This window comes from Variovorax sp. VaC1, assembly GCF_043658315.1.
Classification (GTDB): domain Bacteria; phylum Pseudomonadota; class Gammaproteobacteria; order Burkholderiales; family Burkholderiaceae_C; genus Variovorax.
In genome coordinates, this window is record NZ_JBIGLT010000002.1 from 1,004,193 (window position 1) to 1,024,132 (window position 19,940).

The following is a 19,940-nucleotide window of genomic DNA, read 5'->3' on the forward strand; positions in this document are numbered from 1 at the left end:
CTCTTAGGTGGGTTTTGCATGCCCGCAGAACGGGTAAATGCTCTTCGCCGCGGGGCCACAAAAACGCTGCGAAGCCCGCGATTATATAAAGAATGGCCTTGTGCTGGCAAATTTGCATATGCACGGCCCAACACCGTTACCATCCTCCCCCTATGTTCAGTTACCGCCACGCCTTCCATGCCGGCAACCATGCCGACGTGCTCAAGCACACGGTGCTGATTGCCACGCTCGACCATCTGCTTGAAAAAGAGGCAGCGCTGACCGTCGTCGACACCCACGCGGGTGCCGGCCTGTACCGGCTCGACGGCGACTACGCCGGCACGAGCGGCGAAGCGGCCGACGGCATCCTGCGCCTGCTTTCCGGCAAGAAAGAGCCCGCCACGCCTGCTCCCGCAGCGAAATCCGCTACCAAAAAAGTAGCGCCAGAGGCCGAAGCACCGCTGGCCGACGCGATTGCGCGCTACCTCAGCGTGATCCACGACTTCAACCCCAAGGGCGGCGCACGCATCTACCCGGGCTCGCCATTCATCGTGCAGCATCTGCTGCGCGACCACGACAAGCTCAAGCTGTTCGAGCTGCACCCGACCGACGCGCGCACGCTCGACGCCAACATCGCCCAGCTCGAAGCCGGCCGCCAGATCGCCGTGTTGCGCGACGACGGCTTCGGCAGCGCCACCAAGTTTTTGCCGCCGCCCTCGCGCCGCGCGCTGGTGCTGATAGACCCGAGCTACGAGATCAAGAGCGACTACGCCCGCGTGCTCGACTTCGCGGCCGAGGCGCTCAAGCGCTTTGCCACCGGCACCTACGCCGTCTGGTATCCGATCATTCCGCGCCCCGAGGCGCACGACCTGCCACGGCGCCTGAAGACGATGGCGACCAAGGCCGGCAAGCCGTGGCTGCACGCCACGCTGACGGTCAAGTCCAGCAAGATCACCACCGACGCCTCGGGCGAGACACACCGGCCGGGCCTGCCGGCCAGCGGCATGTTTCTGATCAATCCGCCGTACACGCTGAAGCCGCTGCTTGCGGCCGCGCTGCCGCAACTGGCGGAGCGCCTGGCGCAAGACCGGCACGCCACCTTCTCGCTCGATTCGGGCGGCTGAAGCCGGCTTCTTTTCTTTCTTCTCAGCGCCGACGGCGAGGCGGCACGGCCACCTTGCGTCGCGCAGGCACCGGTGCCTTGGCGCGTTCAGCCACCGCGGCGGGAGCCTGTGCATCGCCAGGCTCCACCGGCAGGCCGCCGCAACGCATGCCCTCCCGGTCGACGACGGTCAGTGCGACCTGCTTGATGCCAAGCCCCGTCAGGCCGATACGGTCTGCGGCCGCGCGGCTCAGGTCGATCACGCGGCCCAGCGCGTAAGGGCCGCGGTCGTTGATGCGCACCAGCACTTCGCTGCCGTTCACGAGGCTGCGCACGCACACGCGCGTGTTGAAAGGCAGGGTCTTGTGCGCCGCCGTCATGGCGGTCATGTCGAAGCGCTCGCCGCTGGCGGTCTTGCGCTGGTGAAACTGGATGCCGTACCACGAAGCACCGCCGCGCTCGAAGATGTCGCGCGGGCCGTCGTCGCCCGGCACGCCATCGTCGGGCGTCAGTTCACCGGTGCCCGATACGGCCAGGTCGTAGCGCACCGAAGGCACATCGGAGCGCGCCGGCACGCCCGGCGGCACGGCGAGTGCGCGTGCCAGGGGCTTCAATTGCCCATCGGCCGTCGCCTCGGTGGCCGGCGGCATGGCGCAGCCCGCGAGAACGCAGGTCGCAGCGACGAAGGCCACCCGAAGCCCCGTGCGCAGCGCCCCCGCCGCTCCGGCCGCGCGCCCCTTCAATCGAGGCGCTCCAGCAAAGCCAGCGTCGCCGCCGACTGGTTCATCGTGTAGAAGTGCAGCGCCGGTGCGCCACCGTCGCGCAGGCGCGCGCACAGGTCGGTGACCACGTCGAGGCCGAAGGACTTGATCGATGCCGTGTCGTCGCCGAAGGCCTGCAGCCGCAGTCGAATCCAGCGCGGAATCTCGGCGCCGCAGGCGTCCGAAAAACGCATCAGCTGCGTCGAACTGGTGATCGGCATGATGCCCGGCACGATCGGCGTGTCGAGCCCCAGCTTGCGCACGTCGTCGACGAAGCGGAAGTAGGCCTCGGGGCTGAAAAAGTACTGCGTGATGGCCGAGTCGGCCCCCGCCTTCACCTTCGCGGCGAAGGCCTGCAGATCGGCCTCGGGCGAGCGCGCCTGCGGATGGATCTCGGGGTAGCAGGCCACCTCGATGTGGAAGTCGCGGCCGGTCTCTTCGCGGATGAAGGCCACGAGGTCGCTCGCATAGAGAAACTCGCCCCCCATGCCGTAGCCGCTCGGCAGGTCGCCGCGTAATGCCACCAGGCGCTTGACGCCCATGGCCTTCAGCTCGGCGAGCTGCTCGCGCACCGTGGCGCGCGTGGCACCGATGCACGAGAAGTGGCTCGCGGCGTCGACGCCTTCGGACAGAATCTCCTGCACCGCGCCAAAAGTGCCCTGGTGCGTGGAGCCGCCTGCGCCGTAGGTGACCGAGCAGAACTGCGGCTTGCGCACATACAGCTGCTGGCGCGCGGCGCGCAGCTTGACCGCGCCTTCGGGCGTCTTGGTCGGGAAGAATTCGAAGCTCAGCGGAAGGCGCACCTGCGTCTCCTTAAGAGCCGTTCGCAGAATCCGCGCGAACGGCGTGAATGAAAAACTCGCGGTTGCCGTCGCCGCCGGCGATCGGGCTGTCGAACCACTGCAGCACGCGCAGGTCGAGCGCCTCGCAGGCGTCGCGCAGCCGCTTTTCGACCACCGCATACATCGACTCGTCGCGCACGATACCGCCTTTGCCGACCTGGCCGGGCTGCAGTTCGAACTGCGGCTTGACCAGCAGGAGCAGGCGGCCGTCATCGGCCAGGAACTCGACCACGGCCGGCAGCACCAGCGTGAGCGAGATGAACGACAGGTCGCCGACGATCAGGTCGAAGCGCGATTCGCCCTCTTCTTCCAGATCGTCCGACGAGAGAGCCCGCGCATTGACGCCTTCGATGGCGACCACGCGTTCGTCCTCGCGCAACTTCGCATGCAGTTGCCCGTGGCCGACATCGACCCCCACGACCTTCGTCGCACCGCGCTGCAGCAGGCAATCGGTGAAGCCGCCGGTCGATTGGCCCACGTCGAAGCACAGCTTGCCGGCGGGATCGATCCCGCTGGCCTGCAGTGCCCCTTCGAGCTTCAGGCCGCCGCGCGACACATAGCGCGCCTCGGCCGCATCGACCAGTTCCAGCTCGGCGGACTCGGGCACGTCGTCCTTGTTCTTGACGACCGAGCGCCACGCGTCGCTCGTGCCCGCATCGCGCCACCGCATACCGCCGGCAATGAGCCGCACGGCCTGCGAACGCGACGCGGCAAGGCCGCGCTCCACCAACAATTGATCAGCGCGCATGCAGCCGATCAGTAGCGGTACGTGTCCGGCTTGTAGGGGCCGTTCTTGCTCACGCCGATGTAGGCGGCTTGTGCGTCGGTCAGCTCGGTCAGCATGGCGCCGACCTTCTTCAGGTGCAGGCGCGCGACCTTTTCGTCCAGGTGCTTGGGCAGCACGTAGACCTTGCCGGCTTGATAAGCGTCGGGCTTGGTGAACAGCTCGATCTGGGCGATGGTCTGGTTCGCGAACGACGACGACATCACGAAGCTCGGGTGGCCCGTGCCGCAGCCCAGGTTCACGAGGCGACCCTTGGCCAGCAGGATGATCTTCTTGCCGTCCGGGAAGGTGATGTGATCAACCTGCGGCTTGATTTCTTCCCACTCGTACTTCTCGATCGACGCGACGTCGATCTCGTTGTCGAAGTGGCCGATGTTGCAGACGATGGCCTGGTCCTTCATCTTGGCCATCGTGTCGTGCGTGATGACGTCCTTGTTGCCGGTGGTCGTCACGAAGATGTCGGCCTTGTCGGCGGCGTATTCCATCGTCACGACCTTGTAGCCTTCCATCGCGGCCTGCAGGGCGTTGATCGGGTCGATCTCGGTGACCCACACCTGGGCCGACAGTGCGCGCAGTGCCTGTGCCGAGCCCTTGCCCACGTCGCCGTAGCCGGCCACGCAAGCCACCTTGCCGGCGATCATCACGTCGGTCGCGCGCTTGATGCCGTCGACCAGCGATTCACGGCAGCCGTACAGGTTGTCGAACTTGCTCTTGGTGACCGAGTCGTTCACGTTGATGGCGCGGAACAGCAGCGTGCCCTTGGCGCTCATCTCGTTCAGGCGGTGCACGCCGGTGGTGGTTTCTTCGGTCACGCCGATGATCTCGGCGGACTTGCGGGTGTACCAGGTGCTGTCGACAGCCAGCTTGGCCTTGATCGCTGCGTACAGGATGCGTTCTTCTTCGCTGGTCGGGTTGGCCAGCACGCTCTGGTCCTTCTCGGCGCGTTGGCCCAGGTGCATCAGCAGCGTGGCGTCGCCGCCGTCGTCCAGGATCATGTTCGGGCCTTCGCCCTTCGAGCCCTTGGGGCCGAAGTCGAAGATGCTGTGGGTGTAGCCCCAGTAGTCTTCGAGCGACTCGCCCTTGATCGCGAACACCGGCGTGCCCGAGGCGGCGATGGCCGCGGCGGCGTGGTCCTGCGTCGAGAAGATGTTGCACGAGGCCCAGCGCACGGTGGCGCCCAGGGCTTGCAGCGTCTCGATCAGCACGGCCGTCTGAATGGTCATGTGCAGCGAGCCCGTGATGCGCGCGCCCTTCAGCGGCTGCGCCTTCGAGAACTCTTCGCGGATGGCCATCAGGCCGGGCATTTCGGTTTCCGCAATGCGGATTTCCTTGCGGCCCCAGGCGGCAAGGGACAGGTCGGCGATCGCCTGGTCGGCGGTCGAAACGGGGGTCGGCTTGAGAACAGCGCTCATGAGAACTCCAAAACTGGTTTGAAAGATGCCACTGCGTACGGGGAAAAGACTCACCGCGAGAACAGCGGGTGAGCGTGGTTGCGATGTGGTCCGAGCCTCACGCCTGATGGCGCTGCAACGCTCCTCGGAACGGCGGATTGTAGACGGGGTGCAAGGCTGAGCCAATCCGGGGGATTTGGGCCGGCATTTGTCAGCCTCAGCGTTGAAGACACCTCTTTTTACGATTTCCCCCGGTTCGGTTCAGGAGCCAGCCGGCTCGCTGCCGAGCCCATCAGACGACAAGAAGAGGGCTCAACATGAGGATGACGAGATATCTCGCGGGTTGTGGACTGGCCGCCTTGCTGGCGGCCTGCGGAGGCGGTGGTGGCGGCGCAGCGGGTGGCGGGCTGCCGCTGGCCAGCGGCGCCGTCCAGCCGGAAGCCAAGGTCGCGGTTGCAGCCGCGACCACCAAGACACTGGACAGCGCCGATGCGCGCAGCGGCACGTACCGCGTGTATGCGGCCAACGGCACGCAGCAGACGCTGTCGGTCGACTTCGACGCCGGCAGCTACACGATGACCGACAACCTCGGCGCGGCGGAATCGGGCACTTTCAGCGAGGACTTCACCGAACCGGGCACTTACGTCTTTGCCAGCAGCCGCGTTGCGGCGGTGGTGAACACGGCGCGCTTCCGCGTGGCGGCGAATGCCATCGTCGGGGCGTTCCCGTTCCAGACGGCGTATTCGAGCCCCGCCACGTACGCGGTGCAGCCTTTCGCGGCCGCGCGCGATTTCGTGACCACCGCATCGCAACTGGACGGCACCTACAACCGGTTCGCCGCCACGCGCAGCCCCGGTGGGCCGGATTCGCAGATGCTCGCAATGCGCATTTCGGGCAGCGGCACGCTGCTGGAGTTCTGCTTCGACAGCGTGATCTACAAGATCGACCTCTGCCCCGCCGCCTCGAAGCGAACGTACACGGTCGCGGCCGGAGCCGACGACGCCTGGGTCGCGACGAACACAGCCAACGCGAACGAAACCGCGAGCTTCCGCATGGCGCGCATCGGCGGACAGAACGTCTACCTGAGCGCGGGCCTCAGCACCACGCCAGCGGTGCAATACCTGCGGATCGCCTTGCCCGATTCCTCGAACTGGCCTGCCACCCGGGGTGTCGGCGCGTCGACCGAAGGCAGTTGGGGCAGCAATGCCATCGACACCGCAAACTCCGTGCGCACGGCCACCAGCCTCGATGGCACCTACGGCAGCCTGACGCTTCCGGTCAGCGGCACCTTCCCGTCGCAGCCCGATGGCATCCGCCTCCTCAATGCCAACGGAACGCGCAAGTACTACGCGATGCAGAACGGCCTGCTGTCCGTGGTGGTCGGCACGCGCAACCCGAACACGCAGGGCTACATCCAGATCAACCTGATCGACACCGGCACCGCACCCGATGCGCGCAACGGCCGCTACAAGGTCTACGCCGGCAACGGCTCGCGGCAGACGCTGGCGCTGAACATGGACAGCCTGCGCTACGAAATGACCGACGACACCGGCGCCACCGCATCCGGCAGCTTCACGGCCGACAGCACCGAAGCCGGCAGCTTCGTCTTCGACAGCAGCCGCATCACCAGCCCGGTGAACACGGCACGCTTTCGCCTCGCGACGGACACGGTGGTCGGCGCATTTCCGTTCGCGGTCGCGCAGGTCACGCCGGCCAGCTACGCGGTGCGTCCGTTCGTCGCCTCGCGTGCATTGGTCAAGGCACAGGCCGATCTCGACGGTGTCTACAACCGTCTGGGCATCAACCTGACGGCCACGGCTGCCGATTCGTCGATCACGCAGATCCAGGTCGCCAACGGCGGCACCGCGCTCTATCTGTGCAACGACAACGTGATCTACCGCATCGACAACTGCCCTGCGGCGTCCGTGCGGACGTACACCGTATCGGCCGGCCCGACCGCTGACACCTGGCACATCGTGAACGTGGCCAATCCCTCCGACAACGGCAACTTCGGCATCGCGCGCATCGGCGGCGACAACGTCTATCTCTCGGCCGGCATCGTGCCTTCGACGCCCACCACCTCGGTGTTCCGCATCGGCCTGCCCGAGCGCACGAACTGGCCCACCATCGTCGCGCGCGGCGGGGCGACCAACGGCAGTTGGGGCAGCACGGCCATCGACGCCACCAGCTACGCGCGCACCCAAGCGCTCCCCGATGGCACCACGGCCACGCTCAATGCGACGCTGGGCTCGATGGGCGCCATCGGCCCGCTCAACCTGCGCGCGGCAACGTTCAGCGGCCCCGCTTACCACTTCGCCAGCCAGAGCAGCAAGCTCTTCGCGATGGTCGGTTCACGCAACCCGGCCACCGCGGGCGCGCTCGAGATCGGCTTGATCGACTGACCGACCGACGCGCCGAGCCCTTCGCGGAAAGGGCCGCAGGCTGCATGCCGCATCGCGCGGCATGCAGCCTTTTTTCTTCCTCATTCAGGGCTAAGTCTGCGGCCTGCACGTTTCGCGAGCGGGACGTACATTGGCCTCCCCCATCGCCCGAAAGCCACCATGCTGCCTTTTCCGCCCCATGCATCCAGAGCCCTGCTCGCCACCGCCCTCGGCCTGAGCGCCGCCATCCTGCCGCTTGCCGCATCGGCCCAAAACGCTGAAACCGTCCGCATCCGCGGCACCCTCGTGCGCGTCGATGCCAGCACGCTCGTCGTGCAGGACCGTGGCGGCGAAGTCGTCTCGCTGGCACGCCCGGCTGACATGGCGGTGTCGGAGGTCTACCGCATCAAGCTGTCCGACATCAAGCGCGGCAGCTTCATCGGCACCGCCGCCATGCCGCAGGCCGATGGCACGCAGAAGGCGCTCGAAGTGGTGGTGTTCCCCGAGGCCGCGCGCGGCACCGGCGAAGGCCATCGCCCATGGGACCTGCTGCCGCAGAGCACCATGACCAACGCCACCGTGGCCGACCTTGCCGCCGCGCCGAAATCGGTGCGCGGCGGACAGCAACTGCGGCTGACCTACAAGGGCGGCGAGAAGACCGTGATCGTGCCGCCCGACGTGCCGGTGGTCACCTTCCGCCCCGGCACCGAGGCCCTGCTGGTGCCCGGCGCCAAGGTGCTGGTGAACGCACAGGAAAAGAACGGCACGCCCACGGCACTGCGCGTGACGGCCGGCCGCAACGGCTTCGCGCCGCCGATGTGATCGGCCATCCAAGGGAAATCCCGCAGGCATTTTTTTCGCTGCGGTGAGCTTGGCCGTGCCGGTGCGGCGTATCGTGGCGAGGGACTTTTGCCGTCCGGCTGGTCCTTGCCATCCACCCGTTCACCCCGCACAGGAGATACCGCACCATGGCCACTGCCAAGAAAGCCGCCGCCAAGAAGACCACTGCCAGCAGCAGTGGCAGCAGCAAGGCGGCAGCCCCCAGCGCCGCCGACATGCTCAACCCGCTGAAGAACCTCAAGGGCATGACCGACCGCCTGCAGGAACTCAACCTGACCGGTGGCGCGGGCAAGCTGCTCGAAAGCGGCCGCAAGGACCTGCAGGCACTGATGCAGGCCAACGAGAAGTCCTACCAAGGCCTGCAGACCGTGGTGCAGCGGCAGACGGAAATGATCAAGAGCGCCATCACCGAATGGCAGGCGGCAGCCAAGGAAATGCCCGGCAAGGACGCCAAGGCCAACCTCGCCAAGCTCGACGAACTGGGCCGCCAGTCGTTCCAGCGCGCCATCGACGACATCAAGGAACTGGCCAACCTCGCCGCCAAGTCGCAGGCCGATGCCTTCGACGTGGTGCGCCAGCGCATCCAATCCAACGTGGACGAAGTGACCAAGCTGCTGCAGCGCAAATAAGCAAGCAAGCCGGCAGCGCCATGACCGCCGTTCCGCACAACATCGAACATCGCACGCCCGTCAACGGCGTTTCGCTCGCGTGGGACAGCTTCGGCGACCCTGGCGCGCCACCGCTGGTCCTCATCATGGGCCTCGGTGCTCAGATGGTTGCGTGGGACGACGCGTTCTGCGCCCGCCTTGCGCAGGCGGGCGGGCACCGGGTGATCCGCTTCGACAACCGCGACATCGGCCACTCGACGCACCTCTCGCACCTCGGCGTGCCCGACATCCAGGCGCTGATGCTGCAGGCCGTGGCGGGCAAGCCGCTGCAGGCGCCCTACACGCTGCGCGACATGGCCAACGACTGCGTCGGCCTGCTCGACGCGCTGAAGATCGAGCGCGCGCACATCGTCGGCGCCTCGATGGGCGGTGCCATCGGGCAGGAGCTGGCGATCCATCATCCGCAGCGGATGCATTCGTTCACCAGCATCATGTCGACCACCGGCAGCCCGGGCCTGCCGCCGCCCACACCCGAGGCGATGGCGGTGCTGTTCACGCCCTCGCCCACCACCTTCGAGGCCTACCTGCCGCACTACGCCAAGGTGTGGCGCGTGCTGCGCGGCCCCGACGCCTTTCCGCTCGACGAGGCACGCGATGCCGAGCGCGCGCAGCTCACCTTCCTGCGCGGGCTCAACCCGGCCGGCGTGGCGCGCCAGCTGGCGGCGATCTTCGCGTCGGGCAACCGCAAGCCGGCGCTGCGCGACGTGCGCGTGCCCACGCTGGTGATCCACGGCGACGCCGACCCGCTGGTGCCGGTGGAATGCGGCGTCGACGTGGCCGACGCCATTTCCGGCGCGCGGCTGCTGCGCATTCCGCGCATGGGCCACGCGCTGCCGATCTCGATGTGGCCACAGATCATCGACGCCATCGCCGCGCACACGGCGCAGCGCCGCGATCACTGACGACGGGGCTTCCAGCCATGACCCAGTTCTCGTCCCTCGACCCCATGGCCATCTGGCGCGAGCTCACGGCCCAGTGGGAGAAAAACACCAACGAGTTCGCCAACGAAACCATGGCCTCGGACCCGTTCCGGCAGGGCATGCATGGCGGCATGAACGCCTCGCTGACGGCGCAAAAGACGCTGGGCGAGCTGATGGCGCGCTACCTCACGCTGCTGAACCTGCCGACGCGCGCCGACATCCAGGCGCTGGGCGAGCAGTTGCAGCGCATCGACGATCACCTGGCGGACATCCGCCGCGCGATGGAAGGCGGCCGCAGCCCGGCAGCCAGTGCAACGGCCACCGCGCCGCCCATCAAGCCGCGCCGCACGAAACAGCCGCCGGCCGCGCCACAACCCACCGCGGCGGCGAAAGCGCCAGCCCGGAAGCGCCCCGCCGGAAAGCGCACGCGATGAGTTCCCTCGCCGATCTCGCCCTGCCCGACATCGGCGCAGAAATCGAGCGTGCGATCCAGCGCAACATCAAGGGCCTCGACTTCCTCACTTCCACCGCACCGGCCGTCGGCCAGACGCCGAAAGATGAAATCCATCGCCGCGGCACCCTGAGCCTGTACCACTACCGCCCGCTGGTCGACGAGATCTACCGCGTGCCCGTGCTGATGGTGATGGCCACCACCAACCGCGCCTACATCTTCGACCTCGCGCCGGGCCAGAGCATGGTCGAGTACCTGCTTCTCAAGGGCTACGACGTCTACGTGATGGACTGGAATGCGCCACGCCCCGACGAGAAGCGCCTGCGCATCGAAGACTACGTGCTCGACTTCATTCCCGATTCCATCCGCCGCGTGCAGGAAGACTCGGGCGAGGAAGACGTGACCATCGCCGGCTATTGCATGGGCGGCGTGCTCTCGACCCTCTATGCGGCGCTGCACCCCGGCGGCCCGATGAAGAACCTTGCGCTCTTCACCACGCCCATCGACTTCAGCCGCATGAAGCTCTTTCATGCATGGTCCGACCGGCGTTATTTCGACGTCGACCGGCTGATCGACACCGTGGGCAACGTGCCGCCCGAGATGCTGTTCGCCTCCTTCGACATGCTGCGCCCCGCGGGCCGCAGCGCGGGCGTGGTGCAGCTCTGGGACAACATGGCCAACGACGAGTTCGTGAAGTCGTACCGCATGTTCGACCGCTGGGGCAACGAGATGCTGCCGCTGGCCGGCGAGTACTTCCGCCAGACCGTGAAAGAGCTGATGTGGGACAACAAGCTCTACAAGAACGAACTGGTACTGGGCGGCCGCAAGGTGCTGCTGAAGAACATCAAGGTGCCCGTGCTGCATGCGCTCGCGCAGCACGACCACATCGTGCCGTACGAGGCCGGCCAGCCGCTCATTGCCAACATCGGCTCGACCGACAAGGAAGAGGTGGTGCTCAAGGGCGGCCACGTCAGCCTGGCCGCGGGCACCAACGCCGTGCGCCGGCTGTGGCCCAAACTCGACGAATGGCTTGGAGTGCGATCGACATGACCATCACCGCCGTTTCCGACACTTTCTCGCGCACCTATCCGCGCAGCGTGGTGACCAGTGAAGGCAACATCGTCCTGCGCCTGATGGCCGCCGACGACGCGCCCGCCGTGCTGGCCTTTGCACAGGCCCTGCCCGCGCACGACCTGCTCTTTCTGCCGCGCGACATCACGCAGCCCAAGGTGATGAACGCCTGGGTGCGCGCCATCGAGCGCGGCGACATCGACAGCCTGCTGGCCGTGCGCGGCGATGCGGTGCTCGCCTGTGCGGCGGTGATCCGCGATCCGCACTCGTGGTCCAGCCACGTGGCCGAGCTGCGCGTGCTGGCCGCGCCCGAGTTGCGCGGCAGCGGCATGGGCCACCGGCTCGCGCGGGAAGTCTGCGCGCTGGCCATCGAACGCGGCGCCGAAAAACTCGTCGCGCGCATGACCGTCGACCAACGCAGCGCCATCGCCGTCTTCCAGGCCCTGGGCTTTCGCCCCGAGGCGCTGTTGAGCAAGCACGTGAAAGACCGGCAGGGCGTGACGCACGACCTCGTGGTGCTGAGCCACGACGTGGCCCGGTTCGAGGCGCAGATGCGGGCGTACGGGATGACGGAGGCTTTCTAGAGGATCGACAAAGACAAATGCGCGGTTTTTTGTTGCCAAAAGCGTTCAGAAATTAGCGTCTAAAGCTACGATCCATCGGTGCCCGGAGGGGGCGCGAGATCGGTGCGCATTGCACCGGTGAGAGCGGATCGGAGAAAAAGCAATGAAGACGACATTTGCCGTGCTGTGGAGCACGGTTGTTCTGTGCCTCGGCCTGACGGCGTGCGGCGGGAGTGGAGGAAGTGGCGGCGGGAACGGCATCGCCGCGCCAATGGCCGCCGATGCCAGCGGGCTTGCCCTTCCAGATTCGCCGGCGCTTCGGGCACCGGGCGGCGAAGAGGCGCCGTCTCTGACGGCCCAGGCGGCAACGAGCCCAGCCCTGGACGCACAAGCCATCACCGCGCGCCTGAACGCCGAGGATGCGCGCAACGGCCTGTATTACGTCTATGCCGCGAACGGCACCAACGGCACACGACAAAAGCTGCGCATCAACTTCGACACCAAGAGCTACACGCTGACCGACAACCTGGGCGAAGCGACGTCCGGGATCTTCGGCGAAGACCCGGGCGAGCCGGGCACCTATCTCTTCGCGAGCAGCCGCATCACCGGCGCGGTGAACACGGCGCGCTTTCGCATTGCCGCCGATGCCATCGTCGGCGCGTTCCCATTCGAGAAGCCGTGGTCGAACCCGGTCAGCTACCAGATCACCTCCTTCATCGCGGCACGCGCCTTCGTCACCGACCCCGCGCAGCTCGACGGTGAATACAACCGCCTGGGCATCAGCCTCAACAGCGACGGCAGCGCCGACTCGCAGATCGTCCCGATGCTCATCTCGGGCAAGGGCACGCGTTTGATGATGTGCTTCGATAGCGCGATCAACCAGCCAGAAGCTTGTCCGCTCGAATCGCGGCGCGTCTACACGATCACGCCAGGAGCCGATTTCGTCTGGACCGGCACCAACGTCAACGCGCCCACCGACGTGCTGGGGTTCCGAATGGCACGCATCGGCGGGCAGAACGTGGCGCTCCTTGGAGGCAGCAGTCCCACGGCCCCCGACGTGCGGCCCTTCCGCATCGCACTGCGCGACCTGACCACGTGGCCCACGGCGCGCTACGTCGGCAGTTCCTCGGACGGCCGCTGGGGCACAAACCTCCTTGGGCCCACTAGTACTTCGCGCACCAGCTTCGATGCGACGGGAACCTCCACCACCCTTGCCCTGCCGGTGAACGACGTCGACCCCAGGATGCCCCAAGGCATACGGCTGATCAACGGCAGCGGCGTGGACAAGTATTTCGCGACCCAGAACGGCACGCTGGCAGTGATCGTCGGCGCACGCAATCCTGGCACGCAGGGCTATATCCAGATCGGCCTGTTCAAGGACAACGGCGGTGTCGACCCGCGAAGCGGCAGCTACGAGGCTTACTCCGCACAACGCGATCCGGTGAAGCTGACGCTCGATTTCGATGCCGGCACCTACCAGATGAACGAAGCCTTCCAACAAACCAGCAGCGGCACGTTCAGTGCCGACCCCTCCGATCCCGGCACCTATGTCTTTGCCAGCCCGCGCATCGCGGGAGTCGTGAACACGGCGAGGTTTCGGGTAACCGACGACGCGATCGTCGGTGCGTTCCCGTTCTATGTGAGCGCGCTCGCCACGCCGCAACACCAGGTCCAGCCCTTCGTCGCGGCGCGCAACCTGGTCACGAGCCAAGCCGATCTGCCGGGCAGCTATGACCTCATCGTGGCCGGCACGCCTGCAGCCCTCGCACCCCGCTATCTGTCGTCCAACATTGCACGGGTGGTCATCGGGCCGGACGGCGCTCTGACGAAGATCTGCAGGTTGACCCCGGTCACGACCTGCGCCGAGGAAGCATCGCCGGGCGCCTTCGTGGTGTCCACCATATCGAACCAGTGGTACCTGTTCTCGGGAGGCGGCTCGGCGCTCTTCACCTTCGTCGTGGCAAACGTGGGGAGCCGCAAGATCATGCTGGCATTCGGCCGGCAGTCTTACGGGAGCGACGACAAACTCGGCTCCTACCTGCTCCTGGGGCCACGCCAACCCACCACCGGCTCCGCCACGTGGCTCAGCGGCGCAGTGCACAGCTACTCGAGCGCGGGCGAACTGGGCGCACTGGTTACCGGCCCATCGAGCTATGCGGGCCCCTACCAGCGAGCCGATGGCACGACGGTACCGTTCGCACTGACGCTCAGCCCCGTGACGAACAACGGGCAGGTCATGACCGGTACCGATGCCAGTGGCACGCCGTTCCTCGCGATCAACGACGGCCGCTTCGTGTTCGCAATGCCATCAAACGGCGATGCGAGCCAGTTGCACATCGGCCTGATGAACTGACTCGAGGGATCGACGCAATCGACCCCGGCGGGGGCGGCCGGAGATGCGTCCTTCTAAAATCGGGTGATTCCCCCGCAGATTGCCCACCTTGTCTTTTGTCTCAGAAACCCGCCGCCGTCGCACCTTCGCGATCATTTCCCACCCTGACGCCGGCAAGACCACGCTGACCGAAAAGCTGCTGCTTTTCTCCGGCGCGATCCAGATCGCCGGCTCGGTCAAGGCGCGCAAGGCTTCGCGCCATGCCACGTCCGACTGGATGGAAATCGAAAAGCAGCGCGGCATCTCGGTGGCCTCGTCGGTCATGCAGATGCTGTACCGCGACCACGTCATCAACCTGCTCGACACGCCCGGCCACAAGGACTTCTCGGAAGACACCTACCGCGTGCTCACCGCCGTCGACTCGGCCCTGATGGTGATCGATGCCGCGAACGGCGTGGAAGCGCAGACGCGGCGCCTCATCGAGGTCTGCCGCCAGCGCGACACGCCCATCATCACCTTCGTCAACAAGATGGACCGCGAAGTGCGCGAACCGCTGGACATCCTGGACGAGGTCGAGCGCGAGCTCGGCATGCCCTGCGTGCCCATGACCTGGCCCGTGGGCCAGGGCAAGACTTTCCGCGGGATCATGAACCTGCGTACGCAGACGATGACGGTGTTCGAGTCGGGCAGCGAGCGGCTGCCGCAAGACTTCGAGACCATTCCGCTGTCGGACCGTGAAACGCTGGTCAAGCGCTTCGGCGCCGACTTCGAGACCGCCATGGACAGCATGGAACTCGCCACCGGCGCATCGCCCACCTGGGACCGCGAAGCCTTCCTCGCCGGCAAGCAGACGCCGGTGTTCTTCGGCTCGGGCGTGAACAACTTCGGCGTGATGGAAGTGCTCGACGCGCTGGTCGACCTGGCGCCCTCGCCGCAGTCGCGCACCAGCACCACGCTGGTCAACCGCCAGCCGGTGGTCAAGGAGATCCAGCCCGAGGACAAGGACTTCGCGGGCGTGGTCTTCAAGGTGCAGGCCAACATGGACGCCAACCACCGCGACCGCATCGCCTTCGTGCGCATGGCCTCGGGCAAGTACACGCCGGGCATGAAGCTGAAGGTGCAGCGCACGTCGAAAGAGCTGCGCCCCACCAGCGTCGTGACCTTCATGAGCCAGCGCCGCGAGGCGGTCGAAGAGGCCTATGCGGGCGACATCGTGGGCTTTACCACCCACGGCGGCGTGCAGCTGGGCGACACCATCACCGATGGCGCGAGCCTGCAGTTCACCGGGCTGCCATTCTTCGCACCCGAGCTGTTCATGACGGTGATTTTGAAGAACCCTCTGCGCACCAAGCAGCTTCAGCAGGGCCTGGCCCAGCTGGGCGAAGAAGGTGCGATCCAGGTGTTCCGCCCCGAAGTCGGCGGGCCGATGCTGCTGGGCGCGGTCGGCCAGCTGCAGTTCGAAGTGGTGCAGCACCGCCTGAAGGCCGAGTACGACGCCGACGTGCGGCTCGAAGGCTGCCAGTACACGGGCGCGCGCTGGATCACGGCCGACACACCGGCCGAGCTGCGCGAGTTCGTCAACGCGTATCCGGTGCGCATGGCCAAGGATGCGGCCGACACGCTGGCCTTCTTGTGCACCTCGCCGTACGACGTGCGGCTGGCGCAGGAGCGGTTCCCGAAGATCCATTTCCATCCGCTGCGGGAGCACGCGGGGCTGGCACTGCAGAGCGCCGGCTGAGCAGGTGTCGGGCGGGCGGCGCACCAGACTGTGAATTCGCATAGTCCCCACGCAGAGTAGGCCTTCCCGGTTACGATTGGCGACATAAAACATCGCAGTCTCGCAAGGCTGCGACAGATCGTCGATTTACACGCGGGGGGAGACTGATGTTCGCTGTCGGTTGGTCGAAGTCGCTGTCGAGTGCAGCGCTTGTGTGTCTGGTTCTTTCGGGCTGCGGCGGTGGCGGCGGTGGAGGGAGTTCAATCGGTTCGGGAGGCGCCTCATCCGGGGCACTCGGCCTTGGCAAATCAGCCGGATCCGATGTGATGCTCCAGGCAGCCGGCGACGAGCCGGCGCCTTCGTTCTCGGCGCAGATCGGCGACAACGCCGGCCCGAACCTGTCGGGTGCCCAAGCCCGGCTCGACGCCCCGGACCCACGAAACGGCAGCTACGCGGTCTATGCGGCCAACGGGACGCAACTGGCTCTGTCCATCGACATGAACGCGAAGCGCTACACGATGACCGACCCCGCAGGGGAATCGGTATCGGGCGCCTTTACCGAAGATTTCACCGAACCCGGCACCTACGTCTTCGACATCGCGCGCGTTCCCGCCGCCGTGAACCTGGCGCGCTTCCGCATCACGGCCGATGCCGTGGTCGGTCAGTTCCCGTTTGCGAACGCCTATTCGAACCCCGCAACCTACGCGGTGCAGCCCTTTGTCGCAGCACGCGCCTTCGTGACGGCCGGCGCAGCGGTGGACGGCGTCTACAACCGCCTGGGCATCAGCCACAACCGCGACGGCAGCGTCGACTCCCAGGCCGTGCCGATTCGCATCTCCGGCACCGGCACGTTGCTCGACATGTGCTTTGACAACACAATCTACACGATCGATGCCTGCCCCACGGGTTCGAAGCGTTCCTACTCGCTGGCCATCGACGCCAACTCGAAGTGGACCGGCACCAACGTCACCAACCCTGACGACAAGATCGGCTTCCGTGTGGCCCTCATCAACGGCCAGAACATCTACCTCTCGGCTGGCTCCAGCACGCTCGATCCCGACACCCAGGTCTTCCGCCTGGCCGTGCCGGAGTCGTCCAGCTGGCCGGCCGTCACGACGCGCGGCGGCTCCACGATGGGCACCTGGGGAAGAACGACCCTGGACACCACCACCTACGTGCGCGCGGCCTCGTACGCGGAAGACAACTACAAGACCCTGAGCCTGCCCGTGACCCCGCTGGCATCGGGGCCAGAAGGCATCCGGGTGGTGACCAACGACACCGAGAAGTACCACATCGTGCAGGGCGCAGGGCTGGCGATCGTGGCCGGCTTCCGCACCATCGCAAGCACCGTGGGCTACATCGCCTTCGGGCTGGTCGACAGCGGTTCGCCGGGCGACCAGCGTAACGGCCGCTACAAGGTCTTCGCCACCAATGGCACGCAGCAGACGCTGCGGATCAACCTGGACACGAAGCGCTACGAAATGACCGACAACACGGGCGCGACCGTGGCCGGGGCAATTGCGGACGACAGCGCGGAAACCGGCACATATATCTTCGCAACGGGCCGGGTCACCAACAACCCGTACAACACGGCACGCTTCCGGGTCTCCGGCGATGCGGTCGTCGGTGGGTTCCCGTTCGTCGCAGCATTCGCGGGTCCGGGGATCTACGCAGTGAAGCCTTTCATTGCAGCCCGGAGCTTCGTCACCCGCGCGGCGGATCTGGATGGCACCTATAACCAGTTGGCCGTGACGCAAAGCGCCGCGGGCACGGACTCATCCATCACGACGCTCAAGCTCCAGGGTGCAGGCACGGGCATGGTCCTGTGCAACAGCAATGTGATCTTGGCCATCGATGCGTGCCCGGCCGGGTCCCAGGTCGCGTACTCCGTCGGCTGGGACGCTGCCAATGCGCGCTGGCTGGCGATCCGGCTCGACAACCCGGACCCGAACCAGGGCCAGGTCTTCCATATGGCGCGTATCGGTGGCCAGAACATCCAGTTGCGCGGTGCGTTCGGCGCCAGTCAGGCCAGCACGATCTTTCGTATCGGGCTGCCCGAGTCGGCATCGTGGCCTTCGGTCACGGCGCATGGCCACTCCACCGACGGTGCATGGGGTTCCTCCGTGCTGAATGCCAACCTGAACGAGCGCACGAGCACCAACGTGAACGGCGGCGTCGGGACACTGAGCCTCCCCGTGAGCATGATTGGCGGCCCAACGGCACTGCGCAGCGTGAACGGCTTCGGGACCAACAAGTACTTCGAAGCCAGGTCGTCCGGCCTCAGTGTGCTGATTGGCGCGCGCACCAACGTCAATACCCAGGGTTACATGCAGCTCAACCTGGTGGATTGAAGAAGGTCGGAAAAAGGACTCAGCTGCCCGTCGACGCATAGCGCCGCAGCCCCAGCCGCCACACACCGAAGGCGGCCGCCAGAAACACGAAGCCCGCGAGCGGCGACACCATGCCCACCCACCCCGGCGCGCCGAGCGGATCGGTCTTGCCGAGGATGGCCAGCGCCGGGTAATAGGCGACGCAGGCCAACGGCACGGCAAAGGTCAGCACGCGGCGGAACCAGTTCGCGTACAGCGCCAGCGGGTACTGCGCCGCCTGCACGCCGCCATAAGTCAGCACGTTGGCAATCTCCAGGCTCTCGACGGTCCAGAACGCGAGCGTGCCCTGCAGTACCAGGATGCCGAGGAACAGCGCGATGCCGCCGGCCAGCGCGAACAGCGCCACCGCCACCGTGGCGGGCGTCCACGCGATGTGCGCCTGGTACGTGGCGAACACCAGCACGCCCACGCCCTGCAGCAGCCGGCCCATGCGGCTGATGCGGAAGTCGTGCCCCATCAATTGCAGCGCGAGCGGCCGCGGGCGCAGCAGCAGGCGGTCGAAGGCGCCGGTGCGCAGGAACTCGGTGCCGAGCACGTCGAAGCCGCGCCCCAATGCATCGGCGATGGCGAACATGCAGTTCACCAGTCCATAGAAAAGCGCCACCTCGCCGATGCCCCAGCCCTGCACCTCGCCGAAGCGGTGGAACAGCGCCCAGACGGCGACCACCTCGATGCCGGAGCCCAGGAACTGGCCGAGGGTCAGCAGCAGCGCGGACGCGGGATAGCGCGCCTGGCCGCCGACGGAAGCGCCGACGAGCCGAAAGAAAATAGGCAACGCGCCCATGTCAGCGGCTCCGCCTTGCGGGGTGTTGCGAGCCCCGCCCCGCTCGACAAGCACATGGAGCAGAAAGAGAAATGCGGGCGTCCACCCTAGCCTCCCTGGATCTGAAGACTGCGCATCGTGCGGCCCATCGTGAAACGGCCCAGCGTGACCAGCACGGCGATCCAGAAGCACTGCAGCCCCAGTCCGCCCACCGCATGCCAGCCGCTCAGCTGCCCGAAGTACAGGCGCGCCGGAATGTCCATCAGCCCGGCCAACGGCTGGATCAACAGCGCGGTCTGCCAGCCATCCGGCAGCAGCGCGAGCGGCAGCAGGTTGCCCGAGAACACGATGACCACGGGCGTCGCCACCGCACTGATGCCGCGCTCGTTCAGCGCAGCGGTGGCGGCCACGTTGAGCAGCATCACCATCGCCGTCGAGAGCAGCAGCGCCAGCACCATCGAGAGCAGGAAGGCGACGCCGGCCCCCGCGCTCGCCGGCAGCTGCCAGGCCCAGTCGCCCAGGCCCATCAGCGGCAGCGCCATCGCGGCGAAGGCGGCCATGAGCGCCACGCGCGGCAGCAACCGCGCGGCGATCCAGCCGGCACTGCGCGCGAACCACAGCGCGTAGGCGTCCACGGGTCGCAGGCGGTCATAAGCGACCGCGCCGGTGCGCACGGCCTGACCCACTTCGGGATCGCCGAGCCATGGCAGCAGCACCAGCAGGCCTTGCGCGAGCCAGGTGTAGGTGATGGCCTGCGCAAGCGACATCTGCGAACCGGCGCCCGCGATGGCGGTCCCGCCATAGAACGCGGCGAACACCATCACCTTGATGCCGCCCCACCAGCATTGCGTGGCAAAGCCCGCGAGGGCGGCCGTGCGGTACTGCAGCATCTGCAGGAAGCGCGAGGCAAAGGCCGCGATGTAGGGGCGCGCCACGTCGCGCGAGTGGCTCATTGCACCGCCCCCATGCTTCGCGCCTGCGCCGC

The 19,940-nt window shown here is 66.7% G+C and carries 17 protein-coding genes and 1 riboswitch; of the genes, 11 read left to right on the forward strand and 6 right to left on the reverse strand.

Translation table 11 applies throughout. The annotated features are described in order from the left end of the window. Positions 1–152 precede the first annotated feature (152 nt). Positions 153–1,103 carry a 23S rRNA (adenine(2030)-N(6))-methyltransferase RlmJ gene (locus ACGLHS_RS11630; protein ID WP_394479704.1) on the forward strand — a complete coding sequence of 317 codons (951 nt, stop codon included), beginning with the start codon at positions 153–155 and terminating at the stop codon, positions 1,101–1,103. Between the two features lie 22 nt (positions 1,104–1,125). Here the strand turns inward: ACGLHS_RS11630 and ACGLHS_RS11635 are convergent, their stop codons facing one another. From ACGLHS_RS11635 to ahcY, 4 genes are all read right to left on the reverse strand, one after another. After that, a complete protein-coding gene (locus ACGLHS_RS11635; protein WP_093246782.1) occupies positions 1,126–1,731 on the reverse strand; it encodes a septal ring lytic transglycosylase RlpA family protein in 606 nt (201 codons plus the stop codon). An 89-nt stretch (positions 1,732–1,820) separates the two neighbouring features. Next, positions 1,821–2,645: a methylenetetrahydrofolate reductase [NAD(P)H] gene (metF, locus tag ACGLHS_RS11640; RefSeq protein ID WP_394479706.1), complete on the reverse strand. Its 825-nt coding sequence runs from the start codon at positions 2,643–2,645 to the stop codon at positions 1,821–1,823. Positions 2,646–2,655: 10 nt separating this feature from the next. After that, the gene (locus ACGLHS_RS11645) at positions 2,656–3,432 is read right to left on the reverse strand and encodes a TlyA family RNA methyltransferase (protein ID WP_394479708.1); all 777 of its coding nucleotides are present in this window, start codon (positions 3,430–3,432) and stop codon (positions 2,656–2,658) included. An 8-nt stretch (positions 3,433–3,440) separates the two neighbouring features. Next, on the reverse strand, positions 3,441–4,880 hold the full coding sequence (gene ahcY, locus ACGLHS_RS11650) for an adenosylhomocysteinase (RefSeq protein WP_093246604.1): 1,440 nt from the start codon (positions 4,878–4,880) through the stop codon (positions 3,441–3,443). A 63-nt stretch (positions 4,881–4,943) separates the two neighbouring features. Beyond that, a riboswitch (S-adenosyl-L-homocysteine riboswitch) is annotated at positions 4,944–5,012 on the reverse strand. Between the two features lie 164 nt (positions 5,013–5,176). On the opposite strand from ahcY, the gene ACGLHS_RS11655 reads away from it, so the two are divergent. The 10 genes from ACGLHS_RS11655 (at position 5,177) to ACGLHS_RS11700 (ending at position 18,153) form a co-directional block, all read left to right on the forward strand. Continuing rightward, positions 5,177–7,261: a hypothetical protein gene (locus ACGLHS_RS11655; protein WP_394479710.1), complete on the forward strand. Its 2,085-nt coding sequence runs from the start codon at positions 5,177–5,179 to the stop codon at positions 7,259–7,261. A gap of 159 nt (positions 7,262–7,420) precedes the next feature. Next, complete coding sequence (locus ACGLHS_RS11660; RefSeq protein WP_394479712.1) at positions 7,421–8,062, forward strand: hypothetical protein; 642 nt, start codon at positions 7,421–7,423, stop codon at positions 8,060–8,062. 146 nt (positions 8,063–8,208) lie between these two features. After that, positions 8,209–8,709, forward strand: a complete 501-nt coding sequence (gene phaP / locus ACGLHS_RS11665) for a TIGR01841 family phasin (protein ID WP_093246601.1) — start codon at positions 8,209–8,211, stop codon at positions 8,707–8,709. Positions 8,710–8,729: 20 nt separating this feature from the next. After that, a complete protein-coding gene (locus ACGLHS_RS11670; RefSeq protein ID WP_394479714.1) occupies positions 8,730–9,650 on the forward strand; it encodes an alpha/beta fold hydrolase in 921 nt (306 codons plus the stop codon). A gap of 17 nt (positions 9,651–9,667) precedes the next feature. Further along, on the forward strand, positions 9,668–10,102 hold the full coding sequence (locus ACGLHS_RS11675; protein WP_394479716.1) for a hypothetical protein: 435 nt from the start codon (positions 9,668–9,670) through the stop codon (positions 10,100–10,102). Further along, the gene (locus ACGLHS_RS11680) at positions 10,099–11,169 is read left to right on the forward strand and encodes an alpha/beta fold hydrolase (RefSeq protein WP_394479718.1); all 1,071 of its coding nucleotides are present in this window, start codon (positions 10,099–10,101) and stop codon (positions 11,167–11,169) included. The genes ACGLHS_RS11675 and ACGLHS_RS11680 overlap by 4 nt, the downstream gene beginning before the upstream one ends. Further along, positions 11,166–11,774 (forward strand): GNAT family N-acetyltransferase, encoded by a 609-nt coding sequence (locus ACGLHS_RS11685; RefSeq protein WP_394479720.1) that lies wholly within the window; start codon positions 11,166–11,168, stop codon positions 11,772–11,774. The genes ACGLHS_RS11680 and ACGLHS_RS11685 overlap by 4 nt, the downstream gene beginning before the upstream one ends. A 142-nt stretch (positions 11,775–11,916) precedes the next feature. Continuing rightward, positions 11,917–14,106, forward strand: coding sequence for a hypothetical protein (locus ACGLHS_RS11690; protein WP_394479722.1), 2,190 nt, complete (start codon positions 11,917–11,919; stop codon positions 14,104–14,106). 88 nt (positions 14,107–14,194) lie between these two features. After that, positions 14,195–15,823 (forward strand): peptide chain release factor 3, encoded by a 1,629-nt coding sequence (locus tag ACGLHS_RS11695; protein ID WP_394479724.1) that lies wholly within the window; start codon positions 14,195–14,197, stop codon positions 15,821–15,823. Between the two features lie 305 nt (positions 15,824–16,128). Further along, positions 16,129–18,153 carry a hypothetical protein gene (locus ACGLHS_RS11700; RefSeq protein WP_394479726.1) on the forward strand — a complete coding sequence of 675 codons (2,025 nt, stop codon included), beginning with the start codon at positions 16,129–16,131 and terminating at the stop codon, positions 18,151–18,153. Positions 18,154–18,172: 19 nt separating this feature from the next. Here the strand turns inward: ACGLHS_RS11700 and ACGLHS_RS11705 are convergent, their stop codons facing one another. Together ACGLHS_RS11705 and ACGLHS_RS11710 are read right to left on the reverse strand one after the other, a co-directional pair. Then, a complete protein-coding gene (locus tag ACGLHS_RS11705; RefSeq protein WP_394479728.1) occupies positions 18,173–18,976 on the reverse strand; it encodes an ABC transporter permease in 804 nt (267 codons plus the stop codon). Positions 18,977–19,062: 86 nt separating this feature from the next. Then, entirely contained in the window at positions 19,063–19,908 is an 846-nt protein-coding gene (locus ACGLHS_RS11710) for an ABC transporter permease (protein ID WP_394479730.1), read from the reverse strand. Positions 19,909–19,940: the final 32 nt, after the last annotated feature.

Coding starts and splice junctions, on each gene's coding strand:
- ACGLHS_RS11705 (WP_394479728.1), bottom strand. CDS start 18,976: ATGGGCGCGTTGCCTATTTTCTTTCGGCTCGTCGGCGCTTCCGTCGGC.
- ACGLHS_RS11645 (WP_394479708.1), bottom strand. CDS start 3,432: ATGCGCGCTGATCAATTGTTGGTGGAGCGCGGCCTTGCCGCGTCGCGT.
- ACGLHS_RS11670 (WP_394479714.1), top strand. CDS start 8,730: ATGACCGCCGTTCCGCACAACATCGAACATCGCACGCCCGTCAACGGC.
- ACGLHS_RS11630 (WP_394479704.1), top strand. CDS start 153: ATGTTCAGTTACCGCCACGCCTTCCATGCCGGCAACCATGCCGACGTG.
- ACGLHS_RS11655 (WP_394479710.1), top strand. CDS start 5,177: ATGAGGATGACGAGATATCTCGCGGGTTGTGGACTGGCCGCCTTGCTG.
- ACGLHS_RS11680 (WP_394479718.1), top strand. CDS start 10,099: ATGAGTTCCCTCGCCGATCTCGCCCTGCCCGACATCGGCGCAGAAATC.
- ACGLHS_RS11685 (WP_394479720.1), top strand. CDS start 11,166: ATGACCATCACCGCCGTTTCCGACACTTTCTCGCGCACCTATCCGCGC.
- ACGLHS_RS11660 (WP_394479712.1), top strand. CDS start 7,421: ATGCTGCCTTTTCCGCCCCATGCATCCAGAGCCCTGCTCGCCACCGCC.
- ACGLHS_RS11700 (WP_394479726.1), top strand. CDS start 16,129: ATGCTCCAGGCAGCCGGCGACGAGCCGGCGCCTTCGTTCTCGGCGCAG.
- ACGLHS_RS11690 (WP_394479722.1), top strand. CDS start 11,917: ATGAAGACGACATTTGCCGTGCTGTGGAGCACGGTTGTTCTGTGCCTC.
- ahcY (WP_093246604.1), bottom strand. CDS start 4,880: ATGAGCGCTGTTCTCAAGCCGACCCCCGTTTCGACCGCCGACCAGGCG.
- ACGLHS_RS11710 (WP_394479730.1), bottom strand. CDS start 19,908: ATGAGCCACTCGCGCGACGTGGCGCGCCCCTACATCGCGGCCTTTGCC.
- ACGLHS_RS11675 (WP_394479716.1), top strand. CDS start 9,668: ATGACCCAGTTCTCGTCCCTCGACCCCATGGCCATCTGGCGCGAGCTC.
- phaP (WP_093246601.1), top strand. CDS start 8,209: ATGGCCACTGCCAAGAAAGCCGCCGCCAAGAAGACCACTGCCAGCAGC.
- ACGLHS_RS11635 (WP_093246782.1), bottom strand. CDS start 1,731: ATGCCGCCGGCCACCGAGGCGACGGCCGATGGGCAATTGAAGCCCCTG.